The following is a 17,358-nucleotide window of genomic DNA, read 5'->3' as shown; positions in this document are numbered from 1 at the left end:
TGGCCGAAGGTGAGGAACTGCGCACCGCCGACTACTGGGTGGCCCAGGTCCGCGGCACCGTCCGCTTCGCCGACGCCCTGCAGACCTTGGCCGGCCTGAACGTCAGCACGTTCATCGAACTGGGCCCCGACGCAGTGCTCACCGCCCTGGCCGCCCAGACCTTCCAAGGCGCCCAAGGCGCCGTGGCCCTATTGCGCCGCGAGGGGCCCGAGCCGGAGGCGCTGCTCGCCGGTCTCGGCCAGGCGTACAACCGCGGTGTGCCGGTGGACTGGACGGCGTTCTTCGCCGACAGCGGCGCCCGGCGCGTCGCCCTGCCCACCTACCCCTTCCAGCGCGAGCGCTACTGGCTGGAGTCCACCTCTGCCGCAGCCGACGCCGGCGGCCTGGGCCTGACCCGGACCGGCCATCCGCTGCTCGGCACGAGGGTCCCCGTCGCCGGGTCCGACGCAGCACTGTTCACCAACCGCGTCTCGCTGCACACCCACCCGTGGCTGGCGAACCACACCGTCCTCGGCTCACCCGTCCTGCCCTCCTCCGCCCTGGTGGAACTGGTGATCCGGGCGGGCGACGAGTTCGGTGCCGCGGTGCTCGACGAGCTGACCGCCCCCATGCCCATGGTCCTGCCCGCCAGGGGGAGCCTCCAGGTCCAGGTGGCGGTGAGCACTCCTGACGACGCGGGCCGCCGCACGGTCACCGTGCACGGCCGTCCCGACGGCACCGACGCACCCTGGACCGTGTACGCGCACGGCAGGCTGAGTACGGCGGGCCCGGGCGCCCCGGTTGCGCTGACGGCTTGGCCGCCGACGGGTGCCGATGAGCTGGCTCTCGGCGAGGCGTACCAGCGGCTCGCCGAGATGGGCCTGTCGTACGGGCCGCCGTTCCGCGGGCTGATGTCCGCCTGGCAGCAGGGCAGGGAGCTGTTCGCCGAAGTGCGCCTGCCCACCGACGCCGATCCGGCAGGCTTCGTGCTGCACCCGGGGCTGCTCGACTCCGCGCTGCAACCGGCTTTCCTCACCGGCACGCTGAGCGGCGGCGCAGAGGGTTCGGCCCAGCTGGCCGCCGTCTGGCGCGGTGTCCGGTTGTACGCGACCGGCGCCACGGCGCTGCGCGTGCAGATCGCCCCGGCGGGCGAGGGCGCCGTCTCAGTACGGCTCGCGGACCTGAGCGGGCAGCCTGTCGCCACGGTGGACACGGTGCAGACCCGGCCGGTCGACGCCGGTGAACTGGCCAAGGCGCTGGCCCGGCACCATGACTCGCTGTTCCAGGTCGGCTGGACGCCTGTCGCCCCACTCCGCCCCACCGGGGACATCCGGTGGGCCGTGCTCGGGACCGCAGAATCGGGCGGACGGTCCTTCAGCGACGCGGCGGCCGTGGCCAAGGCCGTCGACGCGGGGGAACCGGTCGACGCGGTGATCGTCCGGCTGGAACCGGTCCGGGCCGGCGAACGGCCCGAGGCCGTGCGGGCGTCCGTCCAGCGCGTGCTGGCCCTCGTCCAGGACTGGCTGGCCGACGAAAGGCTCGAAGCTTCCCGGCTGGTGGTGACCACCTCAGGCGCCGTGTCCCCGACGGGCGCAGACGTCGTGGACCTGGGCGGCGCCGCGGTCTGGGGTCTGCTGCGCTCGGCGCAGTCGGAGCACGCCGGCCGGATCGTGCTGTCCGATGCCGGCGTCGGCACTCCCGCGGAGCTCCTGGCGGCAGTTGCGCTCTCCGGTGAGCCGCAGTCGGCCGTGCGCGGCGGCGAGGTCCTCGTGCCCCGGCTGACCCGCCTCGCCCCGGCCGCGAACGACGCCGGTGCGGGCGTATGGAGCTCTGAGGGCACCGTCCTGATCACCGGCGGCACCGGCAGCCTGGGCTCGCTCTTCGCCCGGCACCTGGTCGCCGAGCACGGTGTCAGGCACCTCCTGCTCACCAGCCGCCGAGGCCGCGCGGCTGCCGGGGTCTCGGAGCTGGAGGCCGAACTCACCGCGCTCGGGGCCCGGGTGACCGTAGCAGCCTGCGACGCATCGGACCGGGAAGGCCTTGCCCGGGTCCTCGCGGACATCCCCGCCGAGTATCCGCTGACCGGTGTCGTGCACGCCGCCGGCGCCCTGGACGACGGTCTGATCACCGCGCTGACTCCCGAGCGGCTGGACGCGGTGCTGCGGCCCAAGGTGGACGCGGCCTGGCACCTGCACGAACTGACCCGCGAGCTGCCCGTGACGGCGTTCGTGCTGTTCTCGTCCATCGCCGCGGTGGTCGGCGGTCCCGGACAGTCCAACTACGCTGCCGCCAACGCATACTTGGACGCCCTGGCGCAGCACCGGGCGTCCAAGGGGCTGCCCGCTACCTCGATCGCCTGGGGCCTGTGGGAACAGTCCGGCGGCATGAGCGGTCACCTGGACGAGACCGACCTCAGGCGGATCGCCCGCAGTGGTTTCCTCCCTGTTCCGCAGGACCGCGGCGCCGCGCTGCTGGATGCAGCACTGGGCCTCGGGCAGCCGGCGCTGGTCGCCACCCCGCTGGACCTGACGCCGCTTCTGCACCAGCCTGCCACGATCCCGCCGTTGCTGAGCGGCCTGGTCCGCACCCCGTCGCGGCGTACGGCGCAAAACTCCGACCCGGTCACCGGCTCGCTGTCCGGACGGCTGGCCGGACTGTCCGAGGAGAAGCAGCACCGACTGGTCCTCGACCTGGTGTGCACGGAGGCCGCCGCCGTGCTGGGGTACTCCGGGACCAGCGGCATCAGCGACGACCAGCCCTTCTCCAAACTGGGCTTCGACTCGCTGACCGCCGTCGAGCTGCGCAACCGGCTGGACGCCGTCACCGGTACCAGGCTGCCCGCCACCCTGGTCTTCGACCACCCGACCCCGGGTGAGTTGGCCACGTACCTCCGTACAGAGAGGCTGACGGCGCCGGGCGACGGCGGGACCCCGGCGGCACCGGTGGTCGACTTCCAGGCGGAGATCCGGCTCGCGGACGACATCCGGCCTGCCGCAGAAGTGCGCACGGTGGCGGAAGAACCTGGCGAAGTCCTGCTCACGGGTGCGAGCGGCTTCCTCGGCGCCTTCCTGCTGCGCGACCTGATGCGGACGACCACGGCCAGGGTGCACTGCCTGGTCCGCGGCGCCGACGAGACGGCGGCGCTGGAGCGGCTGCGCGCGAACATGGAGTGGTACAAGGTCTGGGACGAGGTGGACCCCGAGCGGCTGTCAATCCTCGTCGGCGACCTCGCCGAGCCCCGGCTGGGCCTGACTCCGGAACGCTTCGACGAGCTGTCCAGGATCGTCGACGTCGTCTACCACAACGGAGCGCACGTCCACTGGCTGCACCCGTACACCTCGCTGAGGACGGCGAACGTGACGGGCACGGAGGAAGTGCTCCGCCTGGCAGCACGCCACCGCACCGTACCGGTTCACTATGTCTCGACCGTCGGCGTCTTCGACGGGGTGCGGGAGGAGGGCGTTCCGCTCAAGGTCACCGACCCCACCGGGCCGGCCGAGGCGCTTCCCTCAGGCTATCTGCAGAGCAAGTGGGTTGCGGAACAACTCATCGAGGCGGCCCGGGAACGGGGCCTGCCGGCCTCGGTCTACCGCGTCGATGTGATCTCCGGCGACCAGCAGAACGGCGCCTGCCAGACCAGGGACTTCGTCTGGCTGAGCCTCAAGGGCATCCTCCAGGCCCAGTCCGTCCCGGCTGTCTCCGGCGGCCGCTTCCACCTGCTGCCGGTCGACTACGTCAGTTCGGCGATCACCGCGATCTCGCGGCAGCCGGAGTCCTCCGGGCGTACCTTCCACCTCTTCAACCCGACGTCACTGACGCTGAAGGAGTGCGCGGAACACCTGCGCGGACTCGGCTACCTGCTCACCGAGTCCGAGTGGGGCTCCTGGCGGGAGGCGGTCGAGAGGGACCGGGACAACGCCATCGTTCCGCTGCTCCACGCCTTCGAGATGATGACGTCGGACACCGACGCCTTCTACCCGCCCATGGACAGCACCGGCACGGACACGGCACTCGCGGCCACCGGTATCGTGTGCCCGCCGCTGTCCCGGGAACTCTTCGAGAAGTACGTCGAGTTCTTCGTCGAAGCCGGCCACTTTCCGGCGCCTCCCCACGTGCAGGGAAGGGGTGCAGCGGCCGGGGTTCGCGGCTGGCACTGACTGCACCTGACAGGGCTGGGGCGCGCGCCTGCGCCCCAGCCCTTGCGGCGTCGCCCCGGTCTCGGATCAGCCGAAGTCCTGGACCACAGGGGTTCTTCAAGCAAGGCTCAATCGGTCCCTGCCAGTCTGGTACGCGCCTGCTGCGCCCCACCGCACTCGGCACCGCGGAGTCTGTCCGGCCAGGGGAGCGTGAGTGCGGTGGAGGCACGGAGGCCAACCACGATGAGCGCGGCGAGTCAGAGCGCGCCGCAAGTGCAGCACCTGCTGAGGGCCGGATCGTGGCGCATCACGCGCGGCGCTCCGCACTCAACCGAAGTCGCCGCACTGGCACACGTGTTGATCGCCCTGCTGTCGGGTGGCAACGGGCCCTGGGAGGTGAAGAGGGCCAGCCGTCCCAGGAAACAAATCTACCGTTCAGTAAAGTGACATACCCGCAAGAGGCCCATGGAGGAACACCGAAGCCGTATGCCACAGTCGGCGGCGTCAACTTCGGAAGGACAGCCTGAACCGCCCCACTTCAGGACGTCATGACCCGGGCAGTCTGACGCCGGGAACGGGAGTGTTTGCCATGAGGTTCAACCTCATCGGGCCTTTCGAGATCATCACTGACGACGGCGAGATCTGCATCCCCGGCACGCCCAAGGTCTGTCAGACACTGGCTCTCCTGCTCAGCAGACCGAACGAAACAGTCACGGCCGACACCCTAATCCGGGAACTCTGGGGCGACAACCCGTCGGGCAAGGCCCTCGCCACTGTGCAGACGTACATTCACCATGTCCGCCACCGCCTTCTTGCCCATGGCACCGCTGCCGGCCCCAGGCATGCCGCCGCCCCCGGCCGCCCCACCCTGATCACACGTCCGCCGGGCTACCTGCTGCAGATCGACGAAGAGGCGATCGACACCACCGCCTTCGAACGCCTTGTGGTGAGCGGTGACGCGGACCTGAAGGCCGGCCGCACCGAATTCGCCTCCCGCCGCCTCCGGGAGGCCCTGGCGCTGTGGCGCGGCCCCGTCCTGTCCAACGTTCCGACCGGCCCAGTGCTCGCGGGACGCGTCGTCTACCTCGACGAGCTGCGCGTACGGGCACTGGAGCTGCGCATCGAGACCGAGATCCGGCTCGGCCACCGGCGCGAGATCCTCCCGGAACTGCGCTCCCTGGTCCACGACTACCCCTTCAATGAGTGGTTCCACGGCCAGCTCATCGCGATCCTGCACCACTGCGGACGCCGTGCCGAGGCGCTTAGTGCCTACCGCGAACTACGACGGATCCTGCGCAGCGAACTGGGCCTTGATCCGTCTGCGGACCTCCAGCGGCTTCAGCGCGAGGTCCTCGGCCCCCGGCCCGCGGGTGTCCTGAGAGTGGCGCCGCAGCAGGGGGCGGCAGTGACCCCGTTGTCGATGGCGGCCCTGGACTGACCGGCCCCGGGCACACCGCCTTCGCCGACGGGTGGGGAGTCTGCGCCCGCCATCTGACAGATTCGGCTCGGGCCCTTTGACCTCGGCCCGGAGAACCGCCGACGATCACGGAACGAGGAGCACGGGGCAGGCCGCGTCTTCCCCCCGAGCCGCGGTTCTGCCCTGTGCCCCTCCGTCCGTCGGCTCGCGGCGAAGGGCGCGGCACAAGTCTGAGAGTTGTACTGACGTGACAGTAGGTTCGACCGCCGGTGGCGCAGGTCTCATTGGTTCTTACGCGGCTGTCGGTGACAGTTTCACCGAGGGTGTCGGAGATCCCGCACGCGACGGGGCGCTCATCGGCTGGGCCGACCGTCTCGCCGCCATGCTGGCCGGCCAGCGGCCCGGCCATGAGCTGCGTTACGCGAACCTTGCTGTCCGTGGCCGGCTACTGGACCAGATCATCGAGCAACAGGTGCCACGGGCCAAGGAGTTCGCACCCGATCTGGTGAGCTTCTGCGCCGGCGGCAACGACATCCTGCGCCCGGGCGGCGACCCGGACTCCATCGCTGTGCGTCTCGAGGCGGCGGTCGCGGACCTCGTGTCCTGTGCCGGCACCGTCCTGCTGTTCACGGGATTCGATACCCGCGGCATTCCGCTGCTGCGCCATCTGCGGGGAAGGATCGCCACATACACGGCGCACGTGAGGTCCATCGCCGACCGGTACGACTGCCCGGTGGTCGACCTGTGGTCGCTGCGAACGGTGCAGGACCGCCGGGCATGGCACGAGGACCGGCTGCACCTGTCCCCCGTGGGCCACGCCCACGTCGCGCTCCGCGCCGCCCACGTGCTCGGCCTGGATGTGCCCGCCGTGGCCGATCCGCTGCGGCGGTCCGGAACGCGCCCCCAGCCCCGGGCCGCGCTGAGCGACGACATCCACTGGGCCCGCGAACACTTCCTGCCCTGGGTCGCCCGCCACCTGCGCGGAGAATCCTCCGGTGACCAGGTCGAACCCAAGCGGCCGGACCTGCTGCCGCTGTGACCACCCGGACCGAACACGTCACCGCTACGGCGAGGAGATGACTTCATGCATTCCAAGGCACAACGCCTGACCGACCTGGTGAGCCGGGCGCTCGGCAGCCCGCTGCCGCTGCGCGTCCGCGCCTGGGACGGCAGCGAAGCCGGACCGCGGGACACCCCCGTCCTGGTGGTCCGCGAGCGGCGGGCCCTGCACCGTCTGCTGCGGCACCCCGGCGAACTCGGCCTCGCCCGCGCCTGGGTGGCCGGCGAGATCGACATCGAGGGCGACCTGTACGACGCGCTGAACCACCTCACCGGAGTCGCCTGGGAACGCGACGCGGACGCGGGCCGGCGCACCACCGTGCGACACTCCCTCAGCGCTCTGCTCACCATGGACGTGCGCCTGGCCGCCGGGCTGCTGGCGCTCGCCGGCCCCGGGCTTCCTCCGGCAGTACCGCCGGAGGAAGCGGTCCGGCGCCGCGGTGCACTTCACAGCCTGCGGCGCGACCGCTCCTCGATCAGTCACCACTACGACGTGGGCAACGACTTCTACTCGCTCGTGCTCGGGCCGTCGATGGTCTACTCGTGCGGCTACTGGGACAGTTCGGGCGGCGCGGATGCAAGCCTGGAGGAAGCCCAGCGCGCCAAGCTCGACCTGATCTGCCGCAAGCTCGCACTCCGCCCGGGACAGCGGCTGCTCGATGTGGGCTGCGGGTGGGGCTCCATGGCCATCCACGCCGTCGAGCACTACGGGGTGAGCGCCACCGGCGTGACGGTATCCGTCGAACAGGCCGACCTCGCGCGCAAGCGTGTCGCCGACGCGGGCCTGGCGGACCGGGTGGAGATCCGGGTGCAGGACTACCGGGAGATCGAGGACGGACCGTACGACGCGATCTCGTCGATAGGGATGGCCGAGCATGTCGGATCGGCGCAGTACCGGGCGTACGCCGATGTGCTGCATCGGCTGCTGAGGCCCGGCGGGCGGCTGCTGAACCACCAGATCGCCCGCCGCCCGCTGGCGGACGAGAACAGCTACCGGGTGGACGAGTTCATCGACCGCTATGTCTTCCCCGACGGGGAACTGTCGCCCGTCGGCACAACCGTGTCGCTCCTGGAGAGCGCGGACTTCGAGGTCCGGGACGTGGAAGCCATCCGCGAGCACTACGCGCTGACGCTCCGCGCCTGGGTCGAGAACCTCCAGACGCACTGGGCGGAGGCGGTCCGGCTCACCACACCGGGCCGGGCCCGTGTCTGGCGGCTCTACATGGCCGCATCTGCGCTCGCGTTCGAGCAGAACAGGATCGGCGTCAACCAGGTCCTGGCCGTACGGACCGCGTCCGGCGGCGCGTCCGGCATGCCGCTGGTGCGCGGCACATGGCAGGAACCGAAAGCCCTGCCGCAGCACACGACGCCTCCTGCGCGTACGGAGCCGTAGAACCGCGGAGCCCGCCGAAGACACCCGCTGCACCGGGGATGAGCACCCTGTTTGATCCCGGGTGCGGCGTGATGCGGGCGGTCACGTCAGCGGCCGGCGTGTCTACCACCTCGAGTCCGCCGGAGTGCGGTGGCGCCCCCACCGCGATCCACCCCGGTCAGGGTGTCCGGAGCACCTCCCACCAGCATGACTCGAGGACGGATGGTTGGCCTGCGGTCGATCATCCAAGGGGGTATGTGGTGAGAGCAGTTGAACACAGCGGACCGGCCGTCGTCGGGACGGGCCATGACCCGTCCCGACCGGAGGCCGTCCGTGCTCCGATCGACGAGGTGGTTGACGATCTCTGCGCGTCGGTCTTCACGTCGCTCCGGCGGAGAGATCAGCGGGAGAAGGGCAAGCAGTACGTCAGGGGACTGCTCGCGACCCGGGGCCGCAAGTCGATACGGAACATCGCCGCCCAGATCGGCAGCCCCGCCGCGGATCAGAGCCTGCATCACTTCATCGCCAATTCCACCTGGGACTGGAAGCCGATCCGTGCGTCGCTTGCGCAGTACCTGGAGGCAGCCGCCCCGCTGACCGCGTGGGTCGTGCAGCCGATGGCGATTCCCAAGAGCGGCGGCCATTCGGTGGGTGTGGGCCGCCGTCTCGACCCGCGCCTCGGTCAGATGTTCCACGGCCAGCAGGCGTTCGGCCTCTGGTTCACGTCCGAGGAGGTGGTCTCACCGGTGAGCTGGCGGCTGTTCCTGCCCGACCTGGCGCCCGAGGAGGAGATCGATCCGGGGGGCGCCCCGGAGGCCGCGCAGAGCGAGACGCTGGAGGAGTGCGCGGCCACCACGGTCTTGGACACGGTGCGTCAGTGGGGCATGCCGAAGAGGCCGGTTCTCCTGGACGGCCAGGGCGTCAGGACGAGCACGATGACGGACAGGTTCGCGCAGGCTGGGCTTCCGGTGATTGCCGGGGTGAACGCGGCGACCCAGCTGAGGGTGGCGGACCCCGCGCTGCCCGGCTACGGCGCCGGGGCGCTGCCCGCCCGGGAGATTCTGCAGTCCGTGACGGCGCTCCGGCGCCCCGCCGAGTGGTTCGATCCGGCCCGTTCCATGATGCGCCGCAGCTCACTCGTGGTTGCCGTGCTCGTCATGCTGCCCAACCAGCCGCCTACCCGTCTCAGTCCGCTGCTGCTCATGGGCGAGTGGTCCGACCCGCGGCGGCTGCCGTCGCGGCTGTGGCTCACCGACCTCACCCGGGCGCACTGCGGCTCGCTGCTGCGGCTGACGAAGCAGGTCCGCCGGGTGTCGCTGGCGGCCTCGCACAGCATCCAGGACGTCGGCCTGCGCGACTTCGCCGGCCGCTCGCTGCACGGTTGGCACCGGCACGTCACGATGGCTTCCGTGGCGCACGCGGCGTGGTCGCTCAGCCGGCCGTCCCAGTCGGCTCCGGCCCCTTGCTACGCCTCGGCTCCTTGAGCTGACCTGAGGTCCTGCGCATCTCATTCAGAACACCCCGTGTCTTACGCAGGCGCAGCGCCATCTGGACCTCGAGTACCGGGCCCGGTTTCTGCCATTGCGGTCCGAGCAGGTCCGTAATCCGTTCCAGCCGCCGGGCCACGGTGTTCGGGTGGACGTGGAGGGCCTCAGCGGCGTGGGTGGGGCTGCCGCCGGATTCGAAGTAGGCCTCGAGGGTCTTGGCCAGATCGGTGAGGCGGCTGGTGTCGTAGTCCAGGACGGGGCCGATGGTCGACCTGATGAACGTGTCGACGTCGTGGTCCGCGGACAGCAGGAGACCGAGGAATCCGAGCTCCTGCAAGGACGCTGTGGATCCGGTGCCGCCGAGCGCGGTCAGGGCGTCCAGGCAGCGCACGGCCTCTTCGTAGACACGGGCCACCGACACCGCGCTGTTGGCGGGGCCGGCCGCACCGATGGAGACCGGGTGTCCGAGCAGCGGTGACAGCCCGCCGGACACGGTCCGCCCGGCCACCGACGCGTCGGCGCCGGGCAGAAGAAACACGATGCACCCCCGACACACTCCCTTGAGGCCTGCCATCCGGTAGGCGTACGAGGACGCCCAGGCGACTGCCTTGCCGAGATCGCCGCCCTCGGGACGGGCGACGACGACGACATGAGGGGCTTCCACGTCTATACCGAGTCGGCGAGCGCGTTCCGACAGGTGAACTTCGGAGCGGTGAGGGCCGTTGAGGAGGTCGTGCAGGAGTTCATCGTGCATCGGCCCCTCGGCCGCGGCGGTACCGCGCTGGAGCAACAGCAGTGTCGCAATGGACTGGGCGGCGAGGTGCAGCAGACGTAGGTCCTCGCCGGTGAGCGTGGCAGCGGCGCGCAGCACGATCACTCCCAGGTCCTCGGCTCCCGCGGTCATCGGTGAGACCCAGATGTCTCCGGGCAGCCCCACGGGACGGCGGTTCGTGTGCGCCTCAAAAGCCGCCTTGGTGACGGCCTCCTCATCAACGCCCGGCAGTTCGACCACGGCCGTCAGCGGCCTCCCGCCCGGGTCGCGGACCTCCAGGACGCCGTCGAGCGCATCGGCCGCAGCCCGGGCGACAGTCTGGAGGCCGGCACCGTCGAGGACCAGGCCGCCCAGTCGGGCATGAGCCTCCCACAGGTACCGGACCCGGGTGAGGGTGGCCCTGGTCCGGGACTTCTCGTGCTCCGGTTCAGCGAACTCGTCCCTGATCTGCCCCAGGAGACTCGCCCTCTCGATGTCTGCCATGGCGAGGTCGGCGAGACAGGTCAGGACGTCAACCTCGCCCGGTGAGAAGTGGTGCGCTTCCCGGCGGGCACCATGGAGCGCGCCGAACGCGGATTCCCCGTGGCACAGCGGGACGGCGATCACGGCGTGCAGGCCTTCCGCCCGTACGACGTCGTCAAAGGCGGGAGAATGGGGGACGGTTTCGTCGTTGAGGTAGTCCGCGCTCCAGACGGGCAGCTGACTCTCCTGGGCGAGGCTGCCCATGCTCGGGCCGCCGGCCGCATCGCGCCCCACGGCGAGTGCGGTTGTCTCGCCTTCCGAGGCGCAGATGTAAGCGCTGCCGTCCGGCCGGTTGAGGCTTACGTAGGCCACGTCGAGGTTGAGCAGCCGCCGGGCACTCCTTGTGATCACTCCGAGCAGGGTGTCGACGTGGTCCGGGAGAGCGGCCTCGTGCTGCCGCCGGCGGTCCCCCGACAGCGGTACGGCCCGCGCGAGATCGACCGGTTGAGCCAGTTCCCCAGTCTCTCCCGGCTCGAGCACCGTGGTCGTGCCAGAACCGTCGGAAACGACATCCGGCACCATGCCGAGTTCCCCCACCTGTCGAGAACAAGCCACCGCTATCGAACCTAGATCCCACTTATTGGCTGGTCAAGTGAGCCTGGCTGGCCGCGGTGGCCGGATGCGACCAACCCACCGTTGTACGGATCCCCGGCTCCGTGCGCCGGCTCACACTCAGCGGGAATCGCTTGAATGCAAGCGGCCTTCCGCGAGCGTGCCTGACGTCAGGTGCTGTAGCGGTACGGCGTCCGGTGGGCTCCGACGGCTTCGGCTCGCCGTCCGGAGCGCTGCAGCGCCGCCGTGTAGTGGCCGTGCGGGTTCTCCTGGGTGCGGTGCTGGGCAGTCAGCGCCGCGAGTTCCGAAAGGAGTTCGCGCTGCCGGCCCAGGGCAAGCTCGGCTTCAACCCACTGGTCGAGTATGGACAGCCTTGCCTCTTCCAGGGCGGCGATGCGTTCGGCGAGCCGCTTGCCCGCGATTACGCCGTCGAATGCCGGACCCCGCCACAGGCCGAGAGCGCTGCGCAGTCGGCGGGCCGCGTTCTCGAAGTCCCCCAGCGCCATGGACCGGTAGCCGGCACCGGTGTCGCGCATGAACTCGTGCAGATCGATCCTTCCGCCTCCGCTGTCGAGCAGGTACCCCCCCGGCAGGGCGACCAGGACGGTCTCCGGAGTACGGTCCGACCCGGCGGCGCGGCCCAGTGCCGCCGCCAGCAGTTCCCGCAGCTGGCGTACGCAGCTGTGCAGGACCGAGCGCGTGTACTCGGCCGGAGCGTGCGTCAGCAGCTCCTCGGCGAGCATGGAGACCGGGACCACCTGGTCCGGATGGGCGGCCAGCATGGCAAGGACCTGCAGCGTCTCGGGCGTTGCCGGCGCGAGGGGCACGCCGTTCTCCAGGACCTGGAGCCCGCCGAGCACGTCGATGTCCACTATTGCCCTCCCCCTGTGGCCGACGGGCTCGCCCACAGGGGGAAACCCGCACAGAAAGAGAGTACCGGGAAGTTTTTTTTAGGGCGCTCACCGCACAGAGGCAACGGGAAGTGACCGGCGGTCACGGAGTCGATGGCTACGGCGAGTCTGTGGCATGCTGGTGAGCGCGAAGACCTGAGTCCTACCCGAAGGGCGGGACTCGCGGAGTCATTGCCGCGGCATTGCGCTGCGTCGAAGCGGGCAGTTGCGAGGCGGCCTCGGGCCGGCACCCGCACGGGGCGTCGTCGGCGGCCGGCTCACTGCCATCGGCCTCCGCCGCCGCGAGTACCCGAGCGCCGCGTCCGGGTCGTGTGTCGAGCAGGGCCATGACCGCCGGCACCGTCACGCTCGGCATCACGTGGCAGTAGAGCTCCGAGACTTCGCAGTCCAGGTCTGACCCGCTCCTCAGCGCGTTGCACATCAGATTGAGACCGGCATATGCGCCGACGACAAGCCGCGCCGTCGCTGTCGGGTTCACGTGGGGGAGCAGTTCCCCACGGTCCTTCGCCTCTCTCAGGATGCTGGCATTGATCTCGATCCAGCCCTGGTAGGGGCCTCCGCGGGCCAACTCTGTCCTTGTCTGCTCCAGGGTGAGCCGGGCGCTGCCGCGCATAATCGGGTCATGGGTGAGCCGGTGGGAGAAGACCATACCGACATCCACGAACTCCTGGGCCTTGAGTATCTGCGGCGTATGTGTCGGAGTCAGCAGGACCTGCGCGTCCATCACCGCCTGCGCCAGATCTTCCTTCGAATCGAAGTGGAAGTAGAGCGCACCCTTGGTGACTTGGGCGATCTTGACGATATCGGTGATTTTGGACGCCTCGTACCCGTGCTCTTCGAAGACTCTGGCAGCTGCCTCCAAAATCGCCTTGCGGGTTCGTACTGCGCGGTCCTGCTTGGCCATTGGACGCTCCGTTCCTCTCGTCCCCCGTCGTCCTGCTGCCGCGACCCCTCGCGCGCCGGCGGCATCGGGCCAGGTGGGGAATATGTCACGCACCAGGTCTGACCATCAGCTTCACACCATGGTGAAGCCACCGTCCACCGGCATGGTGATCCCCGTGACGAAGGAGGCCCGGTGGCTGCACAGCCAGGCGGCGGCCTCCGCGATCTCCTCCGGCTCCGCGGTCCGCGGCTGCGGGGTCGCCTGGTGGAGCGCCTCCTCGATTCCGGGGTTCTGTGCGAACCACTCCCCCACCACCTCGGTGCGGGTGGTGCCCGGGGCCACCGCGTTGACGCGGATCCCCTGGGCCGCGTACTCAGCCGCTGCCGCCTTGGTCAGACCGATGACCGCGTGCTTGGAGGCCACGTAGGGCGCTGCCACCGGCGTCGCCAGGAGCCCGCCGACACTGCTGTTGTTGACGATCGAGCCGCCGCCTGTTTCGAGCATCGCTGTGACCTCGTCCCGCAGGCAGTTCCACACTCCTCGCACGTTGACGTCCATGATCTGGTCGTAGAGGTCGTCACCCATCAAATGGAGCGGCGTGCGTCCGACTCCGTAGCCGGCGTTGTTGAAGGCCGCGTCCAGCCTTCCGTACCGCTCCACCGCGCACGCCACGGCCGCGGCCGTGTCCTGCGACTGGGTCATGTCGGCGACGACGTACTCCGCCTCGGCCCCCGCGGAGCGCAGTTCCTCGACGAGCGTCTTGAGCCTGTCCTCGCGGCGTGCGGCAAGGACGACCTTGGCGCCCTCACGCGCGAACACCCGTGCTGCGGCGGCCCCGATGCCGCTGCTGGCTCCGGTAATCAGGGCGACCCTGCCGTCCAGCAGGCGGTCCTTGGTCATGTGTGAGTCCCCTCTCGATGGGATGAGACAGTTCGGTGCGGGCGGGTTCAGCCGGTCCAGACGCGTCCGGCAGCGGCCTCTGCATCGACCATGCACAGCAGGGCCTCGTCGATCTCCGGCAGCGAGCGGACGAGGTGCCGTACTCCCGCCGCGCGCATCAACTGCGCCTGGAAGCCGTGTTCAAAGCTGCTGGGGTGGCCGATGAACGGCACGCCGAGTGCCTTCGCGGCTTCGGCGACCCTGGCGACGTCGTCGATGAAGACCGCCTGATCGAAGCCGAGCCCGAAGGCCTCCACGGCGATCTCGCGGATCCCCGGGCGGAAGTCGTTGGTGCAGATGTACTTGGGGCCGTCGAAGAGGCTCGCCCGCTCGCCGAGATAACGGTCGAAGTGGGTCTTCTCCAGGCCGCCGTAGCACACCACGCTCAGCCCGAGACGGCGCAGCAGGAGGAGCAGGTCAACCGCTCCGTCGAGGACGTGCAGCGGGTTGCCCGCCAGATACTCGGCCCGCTCCTCGAAGTAGGTCTTCAGGACCTGCTCCGGGGGCCAGGTGACGCCGGCGGCGGCCCCGAGAGCCGTGGCGGCCGTCATCTGCGACTGAGAGAAGATCTCCCGCTCCACCGCGGCGTCGTATCGGCCGCCGCGGCTGGTGACGAAGCGATGGATCACCGGGCTGAAAGTATCGCTGAGGAGGACTCCGTCGATGTTCACGGCGGCGAGCCGCAGGCGTTGCAGTGGTTGCACTGGGTCTCCCAATGGCCGAGCTAGCCGGTTGATGGTGATCGAGCCGTTCGTCTGACATGCGCCTGCCGCCGCTGGACGTGCACGTACCCCCGAAGAAACCTGCAGGTACGCATGTTGCGGGCAGCGGAAAGATACCTGATCAACGATGGGTGCTCGCACCTGGCCTGTTTGCTGTGCGGCCGATCAGAGGGCACCCCGGGGCATTCGAGTAGTTGAACGCCTTGTGCATATGCTCTGACCTGGGCGATCATAGGCGCGATCGAGGGCGTGGCCAAGTGCGCACTGACAGTAGCGGAGGAACAATTCCGCATTGACAACGTGCGCTCCTACTGCCCGGCCAAACGCTCGGTAGGTAATGCTCCCAATGCCAACCAGACCCGAAAGTATGTCTTTGCCTCGGGCGAGAAGCTGTTACTTTCGGCCAAGATCTCAAGGGGTTCCGTGATCCAGACCCTCGTACCGGCCGACCGCACTCCGGACTCACCGCCCACGGCCTGTAGCTGCTCGGCTCGGCGCGGGAACTGGCTGACCACAGTGCCAAGGGAGTTCGTCCACCGCGCCGCAGTCGCCGAGGTCTTCCTCACCGGTTGGAGCCGATCGGACGACGCACACTACTCCGTATCGGCCCAATGGCCCCGCGGACACAGCTTCTTCACTCCCGTCTCCGGCAGTCACTACGATCCGATGCTCGCTGCAGAAACGATTCGCCAGGTGGGAGCGCTACTCGCGCACGCTGCGTTCGATGTACCGCTCGGGCATCATTTCCTGATGTGGGGGCTCCACTACTCTGTGTCGCCGGCGCGCCTCGTCATCGGAGATGCACCGGCCACCCTGGATCTGGACGTCACCTGCACCGAAGTCCGCAAGCGCGGCACGCAGCTCACTGAACTGCGCTACGAGGTCGTCATCCGCCACTCGGATCAGACGATCGCCACCGGAGGGGCCGGCTACACCTGCACCTCCCCGACGGTGTACCGCCGGCTGCGTGCCCGTCAACTGTCCGGCCAGCCTGCCCCCTTGCGGCAGTCGCCTCCCGTCCCCCCGGCGCGCGTCGGCCGGCTCTCGGAATTCGACGTCGTCCTGTCCCCCTCCGGCCAGCGGCAATCGTGGCAACTGAGAGTCAACACACGCCATCCTGTGCTCTTCGACCACCCCGGTGACCACATACCGGGCATGGTGCTGCTGGAAGCGGCCCGCCAGGCCTCCGTGGCCCTCGCACCCAAGCACACGGGCGTACTCCCCGTCTCCGTCGACTGCACGTTCCACCGGTACGCGGAGTTCGGCAGCCCGTGCTGGATCGAGGCCGAGCCCGGTCTGTCGGATTCCCCGGCATCCGAGGGGATCCTCCGGGTCACCGGTCATCAGGACGGCGAGACGGTCTTCACTGCAACCGTCACCACCTCAGGTGTGTGACGGTGCGTTCTGGATCAGCAGTGCTTCCCCTGCACGAACTCCTGCGGACAGGACGAGCGCTTCGTCGCCGAAGGGTGCAGGCGTGCTTTCCGGGCTGGGGACTTACGGCAGCCACTCAGCGCACTTGGTGACCGAGGACTCGGAGCGACAGGGGCTGCTGACAGAGATGGCGCACAGGTGCACCACCCCGGGCCGGCCCGTGCATCCGCTGACACCGCAGCGCAAGACATCAGCGGCCAACTGTTCCAGTTCCCGGAGCCAGGCGCACCGTTACCGCGGCTCCGTGTGCGGTTTCCGCCGGTCGCTGGTGCCGCGGTCTTCAGGCCGGGACCTCCGGCAACGCCCGGATCCGGTCCTGGTGGAGCCGGCAGCGCGGTTCCGGAGTGTGGTTCGCGCAGGCCGGGCTGCCGGCGGCCTCAGATGCGGAAACCGCGCTGCCGGCCGCTGCCGGCCGTGCGCATCCCGAGCCGCGCCGCGCCCCCCAGGTCATCCACAGCGGAATGCGCAGGCCGCTGGCCGCCGCTCCTCCGGAGGATCGTACGTGAATCACGCACCCAGCCCCATCGCAGCGTTGTTCGACCCCGCTGGAGTGACCCGGCGGATCACGCTCGGGCCACTGGCTGCCATACCTGCCGAGTCCAGGCCCGCCTCGGCCACGGCAGCGCAGGCCGCCGGCCACGGGCTGTTGCCCGACAGCCTGAGCGACCGTGGAAACGCCAAGTTGTTCGTCTCCCTCTACGGGAGGGACTTTCGTCACGTGCCGGGCCTGGGCTGGTACCGCTGGTCCGGCTACCGCTGGGAGATAGACGAGGAGGACACAGTGCTGTGGGCCGCCGGCGAGATGGCCGAGTCGCTCGCGGAGAACGACCCGCTGGGCCGTCATCTCTCATCAGGGCTGCGCAGCCACCGACGTCGCGCACTGTCAACCCAGGGCATGAAGGCCATGCTGACGCAGGCCAAGTCGGCACCGGGCATGGTGCTCAACGCGGCTCTGCTCGATGCCGATCCGTACGCACTGTGCACGCCGGAAGGTGTGGTGGACCTCTTCACGGGTCAGCTCGCCACACCCGAACCGGAGAAGCACCACCACTCGCGGGCCACCAGCGTGGCCGCCCGGCCCATGCCCACACCACGATGGCATCGATTCCTCACCGACACGTTCGGCGATGACGCCGACGGTCACGAGGTGATCGGCTTTCTGCATGAACTGCT

At 69.6% G+C, this 17,358-nt stretch carries 11 protein-coding genes and 1 pseudogene; 7 read left to right on the top strand and 5 right to left on the bottom strand.

The features are described 5' to 3' along the window. From NLX86_RS33550 to NLX86_RS33530, 5 genes are all read left to right on the top strand, one after another. A partial coding sequence (locus NLX86_RS33550) for a thioester reductase domain-containing protein (RefSeq protein ID WP_254375610.1) occupies positions 1–4,136 on the top strand: 4,136 nt, incomplete at its 5' end. A gap of 568 nt (positions 4,137–4,704) precedes the next feature. After that, the gene (locus NLX86_RS33545) at positions 4,705–5,553 is read left to right on the top strand and encodes an AfsR/SARP family transcriptional regulator (RefSeq protein ID WP_254375609.1); all 849 of its coding nucleotides are present in this window, start codon (positions 4,705–4,707) and stop codon (positions 5,551–5,553) included. Positions 5,554–5,779: 226 nt separating this feature from the next. Then, the gene (locus NLX86_RS33540; RefSeq protein ID WP_254375608.1) at positions 5,780–6,571 is read left to right on the top strand and encodes an SGNH/GDSL hydrolase family protein; all 792 of its coding nucleotides are present in this window, start codon (positions 5,780–5,782) and stop codon (positions 6,569–6,571) included. Between the two features lie 45 nt (positions 6,572–6,616). After that, positions 6,617–7,984 (top strand): cyclopropane-fatty-acyl-phospholipid synthase family protein, encoded by a 1,368-nt coding sequence (locus tag NLX86_RS33535; RefSeq protein ID WP_254375607.1) that lies wholly within the window; start codon positions 6,617–6,619, stop codon positions 7,982–7,984. 239 nt (positions 7,985–8,223) lie between these two features. Then, the gene (locus tag NLX86_RS33530) at positions 8,224–9,447 is read left to right on the top strand and encodes a transposase (protein ID WP_254375606.1); all 1,224 of its coding nucleotides are present in this window, start codon (positions 8,224–8,226) and stop codon (positions 9,445–9,447) included. Here NLX86_RS33530 and NLX86_RS33525 read toward each other — a convergent pair. The 5 genes from NLX86_RS33525 to NLX86_RS33505 all read right to left on the bottom strand — a co-directional run bounded on the left by NLX86_RS33525 (position 9,395) and on the right by NLX86_RS33505 (position 14,733). After that, complete coding sequence (locus NLX86_RS33525; protein ID WP_254375605.1) at positions 9,395–11,266, bottom strand: helix-turn-helix domain-containing protein; 1,872 nt, start codon at positions 11,264–11,266, stop codon at positions 9,395–9,397. The two genes, NLX86_RS33530 and NLX86_RS33525, sit on opposite strands and share 53 nt — an antisense overlap. 200 nt (positions 11,267–11,466) lie before the next feature. Then, on the bottom strand, positions 11,467–12,168 hold the full coding sequence (locus NLX86_RS33520; RefSeq protein WP_254375604.1) for an AfsR/SARP family transcriptional regulator: 702 nt from the start codon (positions 12,166–12,168) through the stop codon (positions 11,467–11,469). A 181-nt stretch (positions 12,169–12,349) separates the two neighbouring features. Further along, complete coding sequence (locus NLX86_RS33515; RefSeq protein ID WP_254375603.1) at positions 12,350–13,111, bottom strand: ScbR family autoregulator-binding transcription factor; 762 nt, start codon at positions 13,109–13,111, stop codon at positions 12,350–12,352. Positions 13,112–13,222: 111 nt separating this feature from the next. Continuing rightward, positions 13,223–13,990, bottom strand: coding sequence for a glucose 1-dehydrogenase (locus NLX86_RS33510; RefSeq protein WP_254375602.1), 768 nt, complete (start codon positions 13,988–13,990; stop codon positions 13,223–13,225). A 47-nt stretch (positions 13,991–14,037) separates the two neighbouring features. Continuing rightward, a complete protein-coding gene (locus NLX86_RS33505; protein WP_254375601.1) occupies positions 14,038–14,733 on the bottom strand; it encodes an HAD family phosphatase in 696 nt (231 codons plus the stop codon). 267 nt (positions 14,734–15,000) lie between these two features. Here NLX86_RS33505 and NLX86_RS33500 point away from each other — a divergent pair, with 267 nt between their 5' ends. Together NLX86_RS33500 and NLX86_RS33495 are read left to right on the top strand one after the other, a co-directional pair. Then, complete coding sequence (locus tag NLX86_RS33500; protein ID WP_254375600.1) at positions 15,001–16,146, top strand: ScbA/BarX family gamma-butyrolactone biosynthesis protein; 1,146 nt, start codon at positions 15,001–15,003, stop codon at positions 16,144–16,146. Between the two features lie 541 nt (positions 16,147–16,687). Next, positions 16,688–17,358, top strand: a pseudogene (locus tag NLX86_RS33495) (DNA primase); the annotation flags it as partial.

Source organism: Streptomyces sp. A3M-1-3 (assembly GCF_024213665.1).
Taxonomy (GTDB): Bacteria; Actinomycetota; Actinomycetes; order Streptomycetales; family Streptomycetaceae; genus Streptomyces.
Note: the sequence above shows the minus strand (reverse complement) of the source record. Positions and strands in the feature narration are given on the sequence as shown.